Source organism: Klebsiella sp. A-Nf5 (assembly GCF_002810545.1).
GTDB classification, from domain to species: Bacteria; Pseudomonadota; Gammaproteobacteria; order Enterobacterales; family Enterobacteriaceae; genus Klebsiella; species Klebsiella variicola.
Genome location: NZ_PIOG01000222.1, coordinates 128,625 through 145,987, shown reverse-complemented (window position 1 = coordinate 145,987; position 17,363 = coordinate 128,625). Strand labels below are relative to the sequence as shown.

At 59.1% G+C, this 17,363-nt stretch carries 14 protein-coding genes; 4 read left to right on the top strand and 10 right to left on the bottom strand.

Annotated features, from left to right (window positions below; all coding sequences use genetic code 11):
• Positions 1 to 22 precede the first annotated feature (22 nt).
• The gene (locus CWM53_RS21190) at positions 23 to 568 is read right to left on the bottom strand and encodes an antibiotic biosynthesis monooxygenase (protein ID WP_074386758.1); all 546 of its coding nucleotides are present in this window, start codon (positions 566 to 568) and stop codon (positions 23 to 25) included.
• A 183-nt stretch (positions 569 to 751) separates the two neighbouring features.
• Positions 752 to 1,393 (bottom strand): hydrolase, encoded by a 642-nt coding sequence (locus tag CWM53_RS21185; RefSeq protein WP_002890357.1) that lies wholly within the window; start codon positions 1,391 to 1,393, stop codon positions 752 to 754.
• Between the two features lie 268 nt (positions 1,394 to 1,661).
• Here CWM53_RS21185 and CWM53_RS21180 point away from each other — a divergent pair, with 268 nt between their 5' ends.
• Complete coding sequence (locus tag CWM53_RS21180; protein ID WP_074386813.1) at positions 1,662 to 2,564, top strand: LysR substrate-binding domain-containing protein; 903 nt, start codon at positions 1,662 to 1,664, stop codon at positions 2,562 to 2,564.
• Here the strand turns inward: CWM53_RS21180 and malZ are convergent.
• The 5 genes from malZ to phoB all read right to left on the bottom strand — a co-directional run bounded on the left by malZ (position 2,561) and on the right by phoB (position 9,731).
• Complete coding sequence (gene malZ, locus CWM53_RS21175; RefSeq protein ID WP_100729396.1) at positions 2,561 to 4,378, bottom strand: maltodextrin glucosidase; 1,818 nt, start codon at positions 4,376 to 4,378, stop codon at positions 2,561 to 2,563. The genes CWM53_RS21180 and malZ overlap by 4 nt on opposite strands.
• A 151-nt stretch (positions 4,379 to 4,529) precedes the next feature.
• Positions 4,530 to 5,903: a proline-specific permease ProY gene (proY, locus tag CWM53_RS21170; RefSeq protein ID WP_061156408.1), complete on the bottom strand. Its 1,374-nt coding sequence runs from the start codon at positions 5,901 to 5,903 to the stop codon at positions 4,530 to 4,532.
• 87 nt (positions 5,904 to 5,990) lie between these two features.
• A complete protein-coding gene (gene brnQ / locus CWM53_RS21165) occupies positions 5,991 to 7,310 on the bottom strand; it encodes a branched-chain amino acid transporter carrier protein BrnQ (RefSeq protein ID WP_061155592.1) in 1,320 nt (439 codons plus the stop codon).
• Between the two features lie 414 nt (positions 7,311 to 7,724).
• Complete coding sequence (gene phoR / locus CWM53_RS21160) at positions 7,725 to 9,020, bottom strand: phosphate regulon sensor histidine kinase PhoR (RefSeq protein ID WP_061155593.1); 1,296 nt, start codon at positions 9,018 to 9,020, stop codon at positions 7,725 to 7,727.
• A 21-nt stretch (positions 9,021 to 9,041) separates the two neighbouring features.
• Positions 9,042 to 9,731: a phosphate response regulator transcription factor PhoB gene (phoB, locus tag CWM53_RS21155; RefSeq protein ID WP_002890343.1), complete on the bottom strand. Its 690-nt coding sequence runs from the start codon at positions 9,729 to 9,731 to the stop codon at positions 9,042 to 9,044.
• A gap of 182 nt (positions 9,732 to 9,913) precedes the next feature.
• On the opposite strand from phoB, the gene sbcD reads away from it, so the two are divergent.
• Both sbcD and sbcC read left to right on the top strand, forming a co-directional pair.
• A complete protein-coding gene (gene sbcD, locus CWM53_RS21150; RefSeq protein ID WP_074386760.1) occupies positions 9,914 to 11,119 on the top strand; it encodes an exonuclease subunit SbcD in 1,206 nt (401 codons plus the stop codon).
• Positions 11,116 to 14,253, top strand: a complete 3,138-nt coding sequence (gene sbcC / locus CWM53_RS21145) for an exonuclease subunit SbcC (protein WP_074386761.1) — start codon at positions 11,116 to 11,118, stop codon at positions 14,251 to 14,253. The genes sbcD and sbcC overlap by 4 nt, the downstream gene beginning before the upstream one ends.
• 68 nt (positions 14,254 to 14,321) lie before the next feature.
• Here the strand turns inward: sbcC and mak are convergent, their stop codons facing one another.
• On the bottom strand, positions 14,322 to 15,236 hold the full coding sequence (gene mak / locus CWM53_RS21140) for a fructokinase (protein WP_100676211.1): 915 nt from the start codon (positions 15,234 to 15,236) through the stop codon (positions 14,322 to 14,324).
• Between the two features lie 91 nt (positions 15,237 to 15,327).
• Between mak and rdgC the strand changes: the two genes are divergently transcribed.
• The gene (gene rdgC, locus CWM53_RS21135) at positions 15,328 to 16,239 is read left to right on the top strand and encodes a recombination-associated protein RdgC (RefSeq protein ID WP_002890285.1); all 912 of its coding nucleotides are present in this window, start codon (positions 15,328 to 15,330) and stop codon (positions 16,237 to 16,239) included.
• A 71-nt stretch (positions 16,240 to 16,310) separates the two neighbouring features.
• Here rdgC and ppnP read toward each other — a convergent pair whose 3' ends face one another.
• Positions 16,311 to 16,595: a pyrimidine/purine nucleoside phosphorylase gene (gene ppnP, locus CWM53_RS21130; RefSeq protein ID WP_002890284.1), complete on the bottom strand. Its 285-nt coding sequence runs from the start codon at positions 16,593 to 16,595 to the stop codon at positions 16,311 to 16,313.
• Between the two features lie 77 nt (positions 16,596 to 16,672).
• A complete protein-coding gene (locus CWM53_RS21125; protein WP_074386763.1) occupies positions 16,673 to 17,353 on the bottom strand; it encodes an AroM family protein in 681 nt (226 codons plus the stop codon).
• Between the last annotated feature and the right edge of the window lie 10 nt (positions 17,354 to 17,363).

Sequence of the window (17,363 nt, the reverse complement as noted above, 5' to 3'; positions counted from 1 at the left end):
CGCACTCCTTGAGGAGGCTGACTCAGTTTTTCTTTAACCAGCCAGCAAACAGGCGGGTCACGATGGGCATCCAGAACCAGACCACCAGCGCAACCACGCAGGCATCATTGATCAGGTGCAGCAGCAGGCTCCCTTTGAGTGACGGCAACAGCATGCCGGTGACCGCAGGCACCAGGTTGGTGCTGGGAAAAATCACCAGCAGGGTGATCAGAAACTGTTTCCACCGCCGCGGCTGGCGCACGTTCGCCGCCGGCGGGGTAAACCAGAAGGCCGGCTCCGTCCGCACCTCCGTCCGATCGCCTTCCGTCAGCAGCGGCGCAATCTCTGCCACCAGCTGCCGACGGGTTTCCGACTGCGTCCAGGCGTAGAGGTGCTCCAGGGTATCGAAGCGGATAATCACGCTCCACAGATTCTGCCCCGCGGTGGGACGGATCACATTCGCGCCAAGATGGCCGGGAAACTCGGCCGCAATGGGCATAATTTTACCGAGCCACTCTTCGTAGCGCTGGCCGTGTTGCGGATCGAGCAGATGGCTGATGACCAGGGTTACCGATTTTTGCTGCGCCATAAAGCGTTCCTTACTTCAGGGGAATGACAGGATTGCTCCTGCCATTGGCCATAAATGATATACACAACATCATTCATGCTGCGTCGAGGCGACAGAGTGGTACGTCCCCGGAGCTGAGCTGAGGCAGTGACCGGGGACGGGCAAACGCAGCCGACAAAGAGGCAGCCTGAAGGATGAAGTGATTTACGCTTTGCGCTCCGGCGCGCCATGCACCATGGTATAAGCGTAATCCACGCCCATCCCGTAGGCGCCGCTGTGTTCGCGTACGAGGTCCATCACCGCATCGTAGGTCGCTTTGCGTGACCAGTCGCGCTGGTACTCCAGCAGCACCTGTTGCCAGGTGACCGGCACCGCGCCCGCCTGCACCATCCGGTCAATGGACCGCTCATGGGCGTCGACAGAGGTGCCGCCGGAGGTATCCGTCACTACGTACACCTCGTAGCCTGCTTCCAGCGCCATCAGCGCCGGGAACGTCAGACAGACTTCGGTCCACAGGGCAGAGATCACCAGCTTTTTACGGCCGGTCGCTTTCACCGCCGCCACAAACGCGTCGTCTTCCCAGGAGTTCATTGAGGTACGTTCAATCGGCTTGACGTCAGGATGCACGGCCAATAATTCCGGCCAGATATAACCGCTGAAGCTTTTGGTCTCTACGGAGGTATAAATCACCGGCACATTAAAAATTTTGCCCGCTTTCGCCAGCGCTACGGTGTTATTTTTCAGGGTCTGGCGATCGATATTCGCCACGCCAAATGACATCTGCGGCTGGTGGTCAATAAAGATAAGTGCGGAATTAGTGGGATCGAGCAGTTCACGAATAGACATTAAATACCTTCTTAATCAATAAGTTAAAAAGATTACATGATGGTTAATGCGTCGTGTAGATCCTGACTGATAAAGCATGGTGAGTATAGCCAGTTATTTCTAACAAGTTATTAAAGTTTTTTTGTGGTTTATTTTTTTGCCCGTAGCAAGGATTTGCTCGCATCCGCATTAATCAAATTTTTACGCCAAACTGTTCTGATTTATTCACTGGCATTGATTATTGCGCTTAGGTACAACAAGGGAAAATGAATTAATGGATAGCTCCCCTATGCGCGTGAACTTTGATGTACTCATGATCCTTGATGCCCTGGACAGACACGGCTCCTTCGCCACCGCCGCGGAGTCGCTGTATAAAACCCCCGCCGCCCTGAGCTATATGATCCAAAAGCTGGAGAACGATCTGGATATTGTGCTGTTGGATCGCTCCGGCCACCGGGCGAAGTTTACCGATACCGGCCGGTTGATGCTGGAGAAGGGGCGGCAGCTTTTAAGTGCCGCCAGAGATCTGGAAAAGCAGGCGCAGCAGCTAAGCGCGGGCTGGGAACGCGAACTGGCGATTGCCCTCGATGCTTCCTTTCCCTTTTCTGCCCTGCTGCCGCTGATCGCCGAGTTTTATGCGCAAAATCCGCAGACGCGCCTGAACTTCAGTCATCACACCCTCGCCGGTTCGTGGGAAGAGCTGACCCACCATGGCGCGGATATTATCCTCGGCGCCATCAATGAGCCCCCGACCTCTGCAGAGTGGTCATGGCAAACCCTCGGCGCACTGGATAATATTTTCGTGGTTGCCCCCGCCCACCCGCTGGCTCAGGCGAAGGAGCCACTGACCAATAAACAGCTCAGCCAGCATCGGGCCATCGTGATCCGCGACAGCGCCCGTTATTGCCATCCGCTAAACAGCAATCTCCTCGACGAGCAGCCGCAAATCGGCGTCGATGATTTCGCCAGTAAAGTCGAACTGCTGTGCGCCGGGTTGGGCTGCGGCTTTCTACCGCGCCATATCGCTCGCCCGTGGCTGGAAAAAGGCAGTCTGGTGGAGAAAAGCGTCGCCTGCTGGCGGGAAAAAGATATCACCTACATGGCCTGGCGCAGCGGCAATGACGGGCTGGCTCAGCACTGGTGGCGGGAGGCGCTCCTCCGCGACGACCTGCTGAGCCAGCTCTACCGTTAACGGCCGGACCAGACGCTGGCGGAGATGGCCGGGAGGGTCAGCACTCCGTCCTGGAAGGCGCCGGCGCCTTCCAGCAGCGTCCACCCTGCCACGTTCAGCAGTGGGGAATCCTCGATAACCACCTCGCAGGCTTCCCCGCGGTTAATTGCCACCAGCACCCGCTGCTGTTTGTAGACCCGGACAAACACCACTACGTTATCCTCGGCGTAAATCACCTGGCAGCCGCCGTAGCGCAGCGCCTGCTGAGCCTTACGCAGTTTTGCCATCCGCTGATACAGCGCCAGCAGTTGGGTATCCTGCAGCGCCGGATCCCACGGGAACGGTTTGCGGCAGAACGGATCGTTATTGCCATCCACGCCCACCTCGTCGCCGTAGTAGATGCACGGTACGCCCGGCCAGCTAAACAGCCACACCACCGCCAGCGGCAGGCGTGCTACGTCTTTGCCAAGGAGAGATTTAAAGCGCGCCGTATCATGGCTGTCGAGCTGGTTGAACATCCGCAGCTGCTGCTGATGCGACAGCCCGGCGCGATAATTATCCATCCACGCCATACAGGTCTGGGCATCTATCTTCTGCGGATCGTAGGAAATATCAGTATTGGCGAGGAATCCCCAGATCGGGAAGGTAAAGCCGCGATAGTTCATCGCCGAATCTTCGGCATCCGCCTGCAGCCACTGTCGCGCATCGCCAAAATGTTCGCCAAAGACAAAGGCTTCTGGCTGCGTTTGCTTTGCCGCCTGAGTGATGCCGGCGATATGCTGCAGGTTATTTCGCGCCCCGCCACCTTCGCCCAGCATATGCACCACGTCCAGACGCCAGCCGTCCATGCTCCACGGCGCCTTCAGCCAGTGGCGTACGATGCTGTCCTCGCCGGCATAGATCTCGTTGACCAGGCTGGTCGACCGATAGTCGAGCTTCGGCAGACTGGCATAGCCCAGCCAGTTGTGCGCCTGCCCCTCCTCTGAGAAGGTGAACCAGTCGCGCCACGGGGAGTCCGGATAGTGGCCGGCGCCGCCGCTGCCCTGCTGGTGTCGGTCGAACCAGGGATGGGAATCGCCGGTATGGTTGAACACACCGTCGAGGATCATACGCATCCCCGCCCGCTGCGTATTGTGGCGCAGCCGGAGCAGCGCCGCGTCGCCGCCAAACTGCGGATCGACGCGCCGATAATCCTCGGTATCGTATTTATGCACGCTGGGGGCGGCGAAAACCGGGTTCAAATAGAGGGCGGTGACGCCGAGCTGCTTCAGATACGGAAGTTTTTCGCTGATGCCGTCGAGATCGCCGCCGTAGAACGTCGACCCGCCCGCTTCGCCGGTTAGCGGTTCGTCCCACGCTTTGCGCACAATCTCCCGCCCCGCCGCGTGATGGTAATAGACTGCATCCTGGTCAGCCTCACGTGCGGCGCTGCGGGCAAAGCGATCGGGGAAAATCTGATAGAAAACCTGATCGGCCACCCACTGCGGGCCGGCGTCCGGCAGGTCAATGGCAAACTGCTCCAGCCTGGCCGGCGGGAAACGGGTGAAACCTTGTGGCGTAAACCAGCGCTGATGGTCAGCCCACAGCAGCTTAAAGCTGTAGCGGCGGCGCGGCTGGCCGCTGGCGAGAGAGATTTCACCGCGCCATGCCACCACGCCGGGCTGCGGCGCCTGGCGGAGCCGCTGCATCGGCAGCGACAGCTCTTCGTTATCTTCTTCCGCGCGCAGCGTGATCCGCTGCGGCAGCGACTCACCGCTTAACCACAGGGTAATAAACAGTCGGTCCTGTTGCACCTTGATAAAGGGTGCAACCGGAAGGTGCCATGCCTTCAACATCGTGAATCCTCATTGTGCAGAATGGGCACACCTTGCCATAGCCGTCAGGCGCAGAACTCATCATCACAGGATTTTTTGGGGGAGGATAACGGGGGAGGACGCGGGACTGCAAGCCGCCCCGGTCGCGTGATGCTGACCGGGGCGGTGTCATTTACTGAGCCTGCGCCAGGCGGCGATCGCGACGGGTCTTAAAGACCCAGCCCAGCAGCAGCAGGCCGATCCACGCCATACCGACATACAGCGAGATACGAGTATCCGGATGATAGCCGATCAGGGCGATAATAAAGGCCAGGAACACCAGGCCGACTACCGTGGTCACCACTCCGCCGGGGACTTTGAATTTCAGCGCCTTAACCTCTTCGGGTGACAGACGGCGGCGGAAGGCAATCTGTGACAACAGGATCATAATCCACACCCACACCGTAGCGAAGGTGGCCAGGGAGGCGATCACCAGGAAGACGTTTTCCGGCATGATGTAATTGAGATACACCGCAAACAGCAGCGCAATGGTCATCACCATCACCGTCACCCACGGAATACCGCGACGCGACGTTTTAGCGAACACCTTCGGCGCACTGCCCTGCTCAGCCATACCGTGCAGCATACGACCTACGCCGAACACGTCGGAGTTAATCGCCGACAGCGAAGCCGTCAGGACCACGAAGTTAAGAATACTGGCCGCGAAGGTAATGCCCAGATGCTGGAAGGTCAGAACAAAGGGGCTGCCGTCGGTTCCCACCTGGTTCCACGGATAGATGGACATAATGACGAACAGCGTGCCGACGTAGAACACCAGAATACGCATCGGCACCGAGTTGATCGCGCGCGGAATGGATTTCTCCGGGTCTTTCGCCTCACCGGCGGTAATACCGATGATTTCGATGCCGCCGTAGGCGAACATCACCATCTGCAGCGACATCACCATCCCCAGCCAGCCGTTGCTGAAGAAGCCACCGTTGCTCCACAGGTTATGAATGCCGGTCGGCTGGCCGCCGTTGCCGATCCCCCAGATAATAATGCCGAACCCGGCGAGGATCATGATGATAATGGTGGCCACTTTGAAGAACGAGAACCAGAACTCCAGCTCACCAAACACCTTGACGCTCATCAGGTTGACGGCGCAGATGATCAGTACCACGCTGAGCACCCAGATCCAGTGCGGCACCGTCGGGAACCAGACGCCCATGTAGATACCGAAGGCGGTGACGTCAGCGATGGCGACGATCAGGATTTCGAAGCAGTAGGTCCAGCCGGTGATATAGCCCGCCAGTCCGCCGAGGTTTTCCTGGGCATAGCGGGAGAATGAGCTGGCGGAAGGGTTATGGACCGACATCTCACCGAGCGCCCGCATAATGATATATGCCGCGACGCCACCGATAATGTAGGCCAACAGCACGCTGGGTCCGGCCATTTTAATGGCGTCGGCTGAGCCGTAAAAAAGCCCGGTACCGATGGCGGAACCCAGGGCCATAAAGCGGATATGCCGGGTGCTTAGCCCGCGCTTAAGCTTGTTACTACTTTCCATCGTGGTTTTTTCAATGCCGTTTAACACAAAAAATAAAAAACCACGGAACCCGAAGTCCCGTGGTTAAACGCTTTTCCTTAACGCCTGTTAATGGGCGCTGGAGGTCACCTGACGTCCGGCTGCGCGATCCCAGATCACCGCGAGGAACACCATCACGGCGGTGGGCATCAGCCAGGCCAGGCCCTGCTCCGCCAGCGGCAGACGCGCGGTCCAGGCCGGCAGAATCGCGGCAAACGCCGATGACTTAATCCCGTCAATGATACCAAACATCAGACTGATAAACATGGCCGGCGCGATAACGCGGGACGAATTATGCCACCAACTGCGGGTAAAGCTTAATACAACCAGTGCGATACACGGCGGATAGATAGCGGTCAGCACCGGAATTGACACCTGAATCAGATGGCTCAAGCCCAGATTGGAGACCGCCATCGAGAACAGGCCAAGGATAAAGACCAGCGTGCGATAGGAGAACGGCAGATACTGGGCAAAGAACTCGGCGCAGGCGCAGGTCAGGCCCACCGCCGTCACCAGGCAAGCGATGAAGATCAGCGCCGCCAGCAGGAAGCTGCCTGCCCCGCCGAAGGTATGCTGCACGTAGGAGTGCAGAATGGCCGCGCCGTTGGCGGACTGGTCCACGAGAGTGGCGCTGTCAGAACCCAGACGGAACAACGCCAGGTACAGCAGCGTCAGGCCAACGCCTGCCATCAGGCCAGCCCAGACGGTGTAGCGGGTCAACAGACGCGCTTCGCTGACGCCGCGGGAGCGTGCCGCATTGACAATCACGATCCCGAACACCATCGCGCCGAGGGTATCCATGGTCAGGTAGCCGTTAACGAAGCCATTGGAGAATGGCGCCGTGCGATACGCTTCCAGCGCGTCGCTGATCGGGCCCGCTGGCCAGACAATGGCCGCTACCGCCAGCACAATCAGGGCAATAATTTTCAGCGGCGCGAGGAAGTTGCCCACGGTGTCCAGCAGTTTGCCCGGATAGAGGGAGACCAGAATCACCAGCGCGAAGTAGATAACGCTGTAGATCAACAGCGGCAGCGGGCCATCGCCGGTCAGCGGCGCAATACCGACCTCAAAGGAGACGGTCGCGGTACGCGGGGTCGCGAACAGCGGCCCCACCGCAAGATAACACACCACCGCCAGCAGGATACCCGCCACTTTACCAATGGGGGTGCTCAGGCTTTCAACGCCGCCGCCGACTTTCGCCAGCGCCACCACCGTCAGCACCGGCAGACCCACCGCAGTGATCAGGAAGCCGATCGCCGCCGTCCAGACGTGCTCGCCCGCCTGTAAGCCAACCATCGGAGGGAAAATAATGTTGCCTGCGCCAACAAACAACGCGAAGGTCATAAAGCCCAACGCTATGATGTCGCGAGATTTTAACTGATGGGTCATAAATTCATTACTGCCTGTGGATGTGGTGTTGTAAAAAAATGGAAAAATACCGCGCTCCCCTCTCAGGGACGATACAGCGGCTATTGCCGGTAAACTCAGCGAGATATGCTCCCGAAGCGGCGTGGGAAAGAATTGTTTTTGGTATTACCACGCAAAAGCAGTCTGTCATCGACTACGCAGGCGCAATTTAAACGCTTATAACGTTTTAAAGCAAGGCACGATCGCAAAAGCAGATGATTATGCTGGTTATCAGTTATGCACCAGAATCATTTACCATATTGATGGAAAACCCGTGGCTTATCATGCGAACAAAAAAGCAGCACACGTTCATTAAATAGGCGAGGAAAAAAGGGATGCCAACGAAAATGACCAGCCGGGGCTGGTCATTGGCAAGATAAGCTGACAGCACGCCGATCAGGCGTCGTTTCTGGCAATTAATCGTTCCGGGAGCAGGAAGCTAAAACGGGTTCCCTTGCCCACCGTGCTGGCGATCTCCAGCCGGCTGTCATGATGGTTGACCGCGTGTTTGACGATCGCCAGTCCCAGACCGCTGCCCCCCGTTTGCCGGGAGCGAGCTTTATCCACCCGATAAAAGCGCTCGGTCAGACGGGGAATGTGCTCCGGCGCAATACCCGGTCCATTATCCTCAACGCTGAACAGCGCCCCCTGCGGGGTCCGCTGCCAGCTGACGCGAATTTCGGTCCCCGGCGGGGTGTGGTTCACCGCGTTATAGACCAGGTTGGAAATCGCGCTGCGCAGCTGTTCCTCGTTGCCAAGCACCTTGAGCTGCTCGTCAACGGTGAAGATCAGCGTCTGTTTCTCCTGGCTGAGGGTCTGCGCCTCGCGCTCCACCACCCGCAGCATCATCGGCACGTCAATGCGATCATTCATCACCAGCGCCGGCGCGGCTTCAATGCGCGACAGTGTCAGCAACTGCTTCACCAGCCCTTCCATACGCTGAGTTTGCTCCCGCATGGTGTGCAGGGCTTTTTCCCGCGTCGCCCCCTCCAGCACCTGCTCCTGCATCATCTCCAGATAGCCCTGCAGCACCGTCAGCGGGGTGCGCAGTTCATGGCTGACGTTGGCGAAAAAGTTCCGCCGCGCCCCTTCCAGTTGATGCATCTGCGTCACGTCGCGCGCCACCATCAGCCACTGCTTGTCGGTGTAAGGCATCACGCGAATTTCCAGATGGCGAGCGTTATTCAGCACCAGGTTGAGTGGCTTAGAAAAATCACGCTGTTTCAGATAGTTGGCGAACTCGGGATAACGCAGGAGGTTGAGAATATTTTGGCCACTGTCGTCCGGCCAGCGCAGGTTTAGAATCTGCTGCGCCAGGCCATTACACCAGAAAATGGCCCCCTCTTCCGTGGTCAGTACGACCGCATCCGGCAGCGATTCCGCTCCGCTGCGAAAACGTTTAATCAGGCTTCCCAGCTCGCGTCGACGCTTTTTATTACGCATCTGCATCTGATGCAGACCATACAGCAGCGGCTCCCAGCTGCCACGGCCAGGCGGAGGAGTCATGCTCCGATCCACCCACAGCCACCACGACAGGCGCATCAAATTCCAGAAATGCCAGACCAGCAAACCGGTCACTGCCGCCAGTAAAAACCACGGCAAATGCCCCCAAAATGCCCCCAGAATCAGGGCCGGAATACACGCTAAAAAGAGCTCCAGCGCCAGCCTTTTCCATGACAGCCGTTCCAGCACGGGTCACACTCCTGTCAAAATTCAGAAACGGGCGGAGAAACGATACCCCGTGCCGCGAACCGTTTGCACCATACGATCATGGCCACTGTGTTCCAGCGCTTTGCGCAGGCGGCGAATATGGACGTCCACCGTGCGGTCTTCCACATAGACGTTGGTTCCCCAGACGTGGTTCAGCAACTGCTCGCGGCTGTACACTCGCTCAGGATGGGTCATAAAGAAGTGCAATAACTTAAATTCCGTCGGCCCCATATCCAGCGGACTGTCGCCGGTCATCACCCGGTGCGACGAAGGGTCGAGGCTCAGACCCTGCATTTCGATCACCTCTTCCACCGCCATCGGCGAAATACGGCGCATCACCGCCTTGATCCGCGCCACCAGCTCTTTCGGTGAGAAAGGCTTGGTAATGTAATCATCCGCCCCGGTCTCCAGGCCGCGAACGCGATCCTCTTCTTCTCCACGCGCGGTCAGCATCACGACCGGGATATCCCGCGTCATCGCCTCGCGCTTGAGCAACTTAATAAACTGCAGCCCCGAACCACCCGGCAGCATCCAGTCAAGGAGAATCAAATCAGGCCAGGGTTCATTGAGTTGATTCACCGCGCTGTCATAATCTTCCGCCTCGACGGGCTGAAAGCCATTTTGCTCCAGAACAAAGCAGACCATTTCGCGGATTGGAGCTTCATCTTCAACGACCAGAATTCTTCTCGCCATTATTTACCCTGTGTTTTTTAGCCATCAGTATAGAAGTGCGGCGTCATTATGCGTCACTTTTGTGACAGATTTATGAAAAAAATGACGGTCTGATGATCGGGTAATTTGAAGCATGACGCGGACTTACCCCCCGCCGACAAATGGTATACTGCCGCCCATGCTTTTTTCGCTAGGGAAGATTTATGCGCCTCCTTCACACCTCCGACTGGCATTTGGGCCAGAATTTTTACAGCAAAAGCCGTGCGGCCGAACACGACGCTTTTCTTACCTGGCTGCTGGACCGCGCGCAGGAGCATGAAGTCGACGCCATTATCGTGGCTGGCGATATTTTTGATACCGGCTCGCCGCCGAGCTACGCCCGCGAACTGTATAACCGTTTTGTCGTCCAGCTGCAGCAGACCGGCTGTCGCCTGGTGGTGCTGGCGGGCAATCACGATTCGGTGGCGATGCTCAATGAGTCCCGCGATATTCTCGCCTTTTTGCACACCACCGTGGTGGCGAACGCCGGCTACGCGCCCATTGAGCTGCCGTTGCGCGACGGCACCCCGGGTGCCATCTTTTGCCCGGTGCCGTTTTTACGCCCGCGCGAGCTGGTCACCAGTCAGGCCGGCCACTCCGGTCGGGAAAAACAGCAACAGCTCCTGCACGCCATCAGCGACTATTATCAGGAGCAGTATCAGCAGGCCTGCGCGCTGCGCGGCGATCGGCCGCTGCCCATCATTGCCAGCGGCCACCTGACCACCGTCGGCGCCAGCAAAAGCGATGCCGTCCGCGACATTTACATCGGCACGCTGGATGCCTTTCCGGCGCAATACTTCCCGCCTGCCGACTACATTGCGCTGGGCCATATTCACCGCGCGCAGGTGGTCGGCGGTTGCGAACACATCCGCTACAGCGGCTCGCCGCTGCCGCTGAGCTTCGATGAAACCGGCAAAGCCAAATCGGTGCACCTGGTGAGCTTTAACGACGGGCGCCTCAGCGCCGTGGAAACCCTGGAGGTGCCCGTGACCCAGCCGCTGGCAGTGATCAAAGGCGATCTGGCCGCCATCACCGCCCAGCTGGAGCAGTGGCGCGGCGTCGAGCAGGACCCGCCGGTGTGGCTGGATATCGAAATTACCACCGAGGACTACCTGCACGATATTCAGCGTCATATTCAGGCGCTGACGGAGGATTTACCGGTGGAAGTGTTGCTGGTACGCCGCAGCCGCGAGCAGCGCGAGAAAATATTGCTCAACGCCCAGCGGGAGACCCTCAGCGAACTGAAGGTGGAAGAGGTGTTCGAGCGCCGGCTGGCGCTGACCGAGATTGACGATGACAAGCGCGCCCGGCTGCACGAGCTGTTCACCCATACGCTGCATACGCTTACCGCGGAGGACGAAAACGCATGAAAATCCTCAGTCTGCGTCTGAAAAATCTCAACTCCCTGAAGGGTGAATGGAAGATAGACTTTACCGCCGAGCCGTTCGCCAGCAACGGCCTGTTCGCCATTACCGGCGCCACTGGCGCCGGCAAAACCACCCTGCTCGATGCCATTTGCCTGGCGCTTTATCACGAGACGCCGCGCCTGAATAAAGTCTCCCAGTCGCAAAATGACCTGATGACCCGCGATACCGCCGAGTGTCTGGCGGAAGTCGAGTTTGAAGTAAAAGGCATCGCCTACCGCGCTTTCTGGAGCCAGAACCGGGCGCGCAACCAGCCGGATGGCAATCTGCAGGCGCCCCGCGTCGAGCTGGCGCGCTGCGCCGACGGCAAAATCCTCGCCGATAAGGTCTCGGACAAGCTGGAGCAAACCGCGACGCTCACCGGCCTCGACTATGGCCGCTTCACCCGCTCAATGCTGCTTTCCCAGGGGCAATTTGCCGCCTTCCTGAACGCGAAGCCAAGCGATCGCGCGGAACTGCTGGAGGAGCTGACCGGTACGGAAATCTACGGCCAGATTTCGGCCATGGTCTACGAACAGCACAAAGCCGCTCGCCACGCGCTGGAGAAGTTCGAAGCCCAGGCGGCGGGCATCATCCTGCTGACGGAAGCGCAGCAACAGGCGTTGCTGGAAAGTTTGCAGGTACTCACTGACGAAGAGAAAACCCTGCTGACGCAGCAGCAAAACCAGCAGCAGCAGCTTCAGTGGCTGACGCGCCGCGACGAACTGACGCAACAGCACCAGCAGGCGGTCGCCCGGCAGCAGCAGGCCCGCCAGGCGCTGACCGACGCCGCCCCGGCGCTGGCGAAGCTTGAGCTGGCCCAGCCCGCCGCCCAGCTGCGCCCCCTGTGGGAGCGTCAGCAGGAACAGGTGGCTGGTCTGGCGCAAACCCGGCAACGGATCAACGAAGTAAATGCTCGCTTACTTGCCTGCACCGCGCAGCGCGCGCGCATCCGCCGTAGCGCCCTGCACGCTCAGCAGCAGCGTCAGGCTGAACTGACGGAGCTGGCGCAGTGGCTGGCCGCCCATGATCGATTCCGCTTATGGGGTCAGGAGATTGCCGGCTGGCGAGCGCAGTTCTCGCAGCTGACGCGGGATAAACAACAGCTAACGGCTCAGACCACCCGCCTGGGCGCGCTGCGCCAGAAACTGAGCGCTCTGCCAGTCAGTTCCCTGTCGTTGTCCGCAGAGGAAGTCACGGCGGCGATGGCGCAGCAAACGCAGTCGCGGCCGCTGCGCCAGCGGCTGATCTCCCTGCATGAACAGCATCAGCAGTTGCACAAACGCCTGCGTCAGCACGCCGAGAGCGTCCAGCAGGCGCAGACGGAGCAGGCAAAACTCAACGCCACCCTGACGCAACGTCGGGAACAGTATAAAGACAAAAACCAGCACTATCTCGACCTGAAGGCGCTCTGCCAGCGGGAAGAAACGATTAAAGATCTGGAAGGTTACCGCACCCGGCTCGAGGCGGGTAAACCCTGCCCACTGTGCGGCTCCTGTGAACACCCGGCGATGGCGCAATACGCCTCGCTGACGGTCACGGATAACCAGCGTCGCCGCGACGCGCTGGAAAAAGAGGTCGCTGCACTGAAAGAAGAAGGCCTGCTGATCCTCGGGCAGGTCAACGCCCTGACGCAGCAGCTCCAGCGTGAGACCGAAGAGACCCGGCGGCTCACAGAGGAAGAGCAAGCGCTCACTAAAGCGTGGCAGGAAACCTGCGCCTCGCTGCAGGTCACGCGGGATATTGCGCAAGAGATAAACGACTGGATGCAGGAGCAGGAGCGCTACGAGCAGCAGCTCTATCAGCTCAGCCAGCGTCTGATGTTACAGAGCCAGCTCAACGACCAGCAAGCGCTGGAGCGCCAGGCTCACCAGCAGCTGGAGACCACGCGCCAGGGGCTGGAGAACGCCCTGCAGACGCTGTCACTCAGCCTGCCGGAAGAAGGCGCAGAAGCCGCCTGGCTGCACGCTCGCGAAAGCGAATTTTCCCGGTGGCAGGCGCAACAGACGCAGCATGGCATGATTCAGGAGCAGATCGCCGCCCTGAAACCGCTGCTCGATACGCTGCCGTCCGGCGACGAGGATGACGCGGAGGCTGAGCCGGTTATCCCGGACAACTGGCGCGAAATCCACGAGGAATGCCTGTCGCTGCACAGCCAGCTCGTCGCCCAGCAGCAGCTGGAGACTGAAGAAACGGCGCGCGTGCACCAGTCACAGACGCAATTCACGACTGCCCTGGCCGCCAGCCGCTTTAACGATCGGGAGGAGTTCCTCGCCGCGCTGCTGGATGACGAGACCAGCCAGCGGCTGACGCAGTTAAAACAGACGCTGGAGCAGCAGCTCCAGCAGGCGACGGCGCTTTGCGAGCAAGCGACCCAGCAACAACAGGCGCATCTGGCGCTGCGTCCGCAAGGATCAGACACTGACGGCCCCACCCTGCAAACGCAGCTGCACGCCCTGGCCCAGCGGCTGCGGGACAATACCACCCGCCAGGGTGAGATCCGCCAGCAGCTCAGGCAGGATAATGAAAGCCGCCAGCATCAGCAGGCGCTGGGACAGCAGATTGCAGAGGCGACGCAGCTGGCGGACGACTGGGGCTATCTGAATTCGCTGATCGGATCCAGCACCGGCGACCGGTTCCGCAAATTCGCCCAGGGGCTGACCCTCGATAATCTGGTCTGGCTGGCAAACCAGCAGCTCAACCGCCTGCACGGCCGCTATCTGCTGCAACGCAAGGCCAGCGAGGCGCTGGAGCTGGAGGTTGTCGATACCTGGCAGGCCGACGCCGTGCGCGACACCCGCACCCTCTCTGGCGGCGAAAGTTTCCTCGTCAGCCTGGCCCTGGCCCTGGCGCTGTCTGACCTGGTGAGCCATAAAACGCGGATTGACTCCCTGTTTCTCGATGAAGGCTTCGGCACCCTCGACAGCGAAACGCTGGACACGGCGCTGGACGCCCTGGATGCCCTTAACGCCAGCGGCAAAATTATCGGGGTGATCAGCCACGTGGAGGCGATGAAGGAACGTATTCCGGTGCAGATCAAAGTGAAGAAGATAAATGGCCTGGGTTACAGTCGGCTGGACAGAGCGTTTGCGGTGGAGTGAGGTCTGAGTCATTGCGATGTTCCCGCATCCGGGCCCTCTCCCGGAGGGCCCGGATGCGGGGAAACGGTTCAGGTCCCCTGGAGCGGCCACAGCCAGGCCGCGCCGCGTACTCCGCTGGAGTCACCGTGCAACGCTTTGCGGATCGGTGTTTCACACTCGCCGCCGAAGACCCACGGCTTCACCAGGTCCGGTACCGTTTGATACAGACGCTCGACGTTGCTCATCCCGCCGCCCAGCACGATAACGTCCGGGTCGAGGATATTCACCACGTGAGCCAGCGATTTCGCCAGCCGCTGTTCATAGCGGCTCAGCGCCAGTTCGGCCTTTTCATCACCTTCACCCACCAGGCGCATAATCTCGCTGCCGGTTAACCCCTTGCCGCTCAGCCGCTGGTAGTCGGTGGCAAAGCCGGTGCCGGAGATAAAGGTTTCGATACACCCCTGTTTACCGCAGTAGCAGGGCACTTGCGCACGATAGCACAGCTCATCGTCGTCCATCCACGGCAGCGGGTTATGCCCCCACTCGCCGGCGTTACCGTTGCCGCCGATATGCGCCCGCCCGTTGAGCGCCACTCCGGCGCCGCAGCCGGTGCCGATAATCACCGCGAACACCGTTTGCGCCCCCGCCGCCGCGCCGTCCACCGCTTCCGACACCGCCAGACAGTTGGCGTCGTTGGCCAGCCGGACTTCACGCTCAAGGCGCAGGCTGAGATCCTTATCAAAGGGCTGGCCGTTGAGCCAGGTCGAGTTGGCGTTTTTCACCACCCCGGTATAGGGCGAAATTGAGCCAGGAATGCCCATCCCCACGGTACCCTGCTGTCCGGTCGCCTGCTCGGCCATCGCCACCAGGGTGGCGATAGTCTCGATGGTTTGCCGGTAGTCCTCACGCGGCGTGGGTAACCGGTGGCGAAACAGCTGCTCTCCCTGGTCACTCAGGGCTATCACTTCGGTTTTTGTTCCACCTAAATCAATACCAATACGCACGCTCAGCTCCTCACCCCGATTAACAATGCAAGCATAGCGACAATTCGCTATCATGCCCGCCTGATTTAACGACAAAGCCGTGGAAATTATCATGCTGTGGTTCAAAAATTTAATGGTTTACCGTCTCAGCCGCGATATCGAATTGCGCGCCGAGGAGATGGAAAAACAGCTGGCCGAGCTGACATTTACCCCTTGTGGCAGCCAGGATATGGCGAAAACCGGTTGGGTGTCGCCGATGGGATCGCACAGCGACGCGCTGACGCATACGGCAAACGGCCAGATCATTATCTGCGCGCGTAAAGAAGAAAAGATCCTGCCGTCGCCGGTGATCAAGCAGGCGCTGGAAGCGAAGATCCAGAAGCTGGAAGCCGATCAGGGCCGCAAGCTGAAGAAGACCGAGAAAGATTCCCTGAAAGATGAAGTGCTGCATTCGCTGCTGCCGCGCGCCTTCAGCCGCTTCAGCCAGACGATGATGTGGATCGACACCGTTAACGGCCTGATCATGGTGGACTGCGCCAGCGCGAAGAAAGCGGAAGACACCCTGGCCCTGCTGCGTAAAACCCTCGGTTCACTGCCGGTGGTGCCGCTGACCCTGGAGAATCCAATCGAGCTGACGCTGACCGAGTGGGTCCGCTCCGGCACCGTGGCGCAGGGCTTCCAGTTGCTGGATGAAGCCGAGCTGAAAGCGATGCTGGAAGATGGCGGCGTGATCCGCGCCAAGAAACAGGATCTGGTCAGCGACGAAATCGCCGTGCACATTGAGGCCGGGAAGGTCGTCACCAAGCTGGCGCTGGACTGGCAGCAGCGTATTCAGTTTGTGATCTGCGACGACGCGTCGATTAAGCGCCTCAAGTTCTGCGATGAATTACGTGACCAAAACGAAGATATCGATCGGGAAGATTTCGCCCAGCGCTTTGACGCCGACTTTATCTTAATGACCGGCGAGCTGGCCGCCCTGATCCAAAGCCTGGTAGAAGGGCTCGGCGGCGAAGCGCAGCGCTAAGCGCCGCTTTCCTTCCTGGCTGGCAGGAAGGAAAAAACAACCCGGCGGCAGGCGCCGGGTGTCACTCTGGCTTACAGATAGCGGCACAGATAAGAGGTTGGCTCAGCCACCTGCAGATGAAATTCGCTGTTGCCTGGCACATTGAAAACTTCGCCGGCAGCGTAAACTTTCCACTCAGTCTCACCCGGCAGCAGGACATTCAGCGCCCCGCTGACCACCGTCATCTCTTCCGGCTGCGCCGTACCAAAGGTATATTCCCCTTCCGCCATCACGCCAACGCTGGCGCGACCGGTACTGCTGCTGGTGAAGCCAATGGATTTCACTTTTCCGTCAAAGTATTCATTGCTTTGAAGCATAAACAAGCCCTTCTGATCGTCGGTTAAAGGCTCAATATAGGGGGCGCTCCTTGCCCCTGTCACGTGAAATTAACACATTAGACCAATAGTTCTGCCGCCAGTCGGGAAACCAGCACATTCGACAGCAAAACCGGGACGTCCAGGGCTTTTTGTAACACATCGCGGTGATGTTGATAGTAACCGAGACAATCGAGCACCAGGACGTCGGCGCCCTGCTCCAGCAGCGCTTTACCGGCGCTTAATAGCTCACTGTCGCTGCCGGTAAAGGGGTTGGCCAGCGCGTAGTACGGCGACTTTTCCAGCGAGAGCCACTTTTGCCGCTGCATGGGCATGATCTCTTCCACCGGCACGATCACCCCCACCTGATGCCCATCGACGATCGACGCCACCAGCGGCGGGATGATCCGCTGCGGCTCAAGAAGGATCGCATGGTGGGTCGTAAAACCACTCAACTGTTCGGAGCTGAGCAACAGGATCACATCATAGTTCTGCCGATCCAGCATCGCGATCACGCTGCGGATATCCCGTTCAATTTTCTGCCGCGATATCATCACCAGCTGGTTATCACTGAGCAAGGTCAGCAGGCCCTGCTCGCCGTCACCCACCGCGTACTCTTTGCTTACCTCAGCATGGGTCATATCGCCCAGCAGACTAATGTGGGTGATCTGTTCTTCCCTGATATGTTCGGTCAGGAGCGGCAACACTCCCGCCAGCGGCACAACGCCGATGGTCAAAATTGCCATCGTTGCACTACTCATATCATGTACC

Bases quoted from the DNA above. Each gene is read 5' to 3' on its own strand.
- CWM53_RS21190 (WP_074386758.1), bottom strand. From the start codon at position 568: ATGGCGCAGCAAAAATCGGTAACCCTGGTCATCAGCCATCTGCTCGAT.
- CWM53_RS21185 (WP_002890357.1), bottom strand. From the start codon at position 1,393: ATGTCTATTCGTGAACTGCTCGATCCCACTAATTCCGCACTTATCTTT.
- CWM53_RS21180 (WP_074386813.1), top strand. From the start codon at position 1,662: ATGCGCGTGAACTTTGATGTACTCATGATCCTTGATGCCCTGGACAGA.
- malZ (WP_100729396.1), bottom strand. From the start codon at position 4,378: ATGTTGAAGGCATGGCACCTTCCGGTTGCACCCTTTATCAAGGTGCAA.
- proY (WP_061156408.1), bottom strand. From the start codon at position 5,903: ATGGAAAGTAGTAACAAGCTTAAGCGCGGGCTAAGCACCCGGCATATC.
- brnQ (WP_061155592.1), bottom strand. From the start codon at position 7,310: ATGACCCATCAGTTAAAATCTCGCGACATCATAGCGTTGGGCTTTATG.
- phoB (WP_002890343.1), bottom strand. From the start codon at position 9,731: ATGGCGAGAAGAATTCTGGTCGTTGAAGATGAAGCTCCAATCCGCGAA.
- sbcD (WP_074386760.1), top strand. From the start codon at position 9,914: ATGCGCCTCCTTCACACCTCCGACTGGCATTTGGGCCAGAATTTTTAC.
- sbcC (WP_074386761.1), top strand. From the start codon at position 11,116: ATGAAAATCCTCAGTCTGCGTCTGAAAAATCTCAACTCCCTGAAGGGT.
- rdgC (WP_002890285.1), top strand. From the start codon at position 15,328: ATGCTGTGGTTCAAAAATTTAATGGTTTACCGTCTCAGCCGCGATATC.
- ppnP (WP_002890284.1), bottom strand. From the start codon at position 16,595: ATGCTTCAAAGCAATGAATACTTTGACGGAAAAGTGAAATCCATTGGC.
- CWM53_RS21125 (WP_074386763.1), bottom strand. From the start codon at position 17,353: ATGAGTAGTGCAACGATGGCAATTTTGACCATCGGCGTTGTGCCGCTG.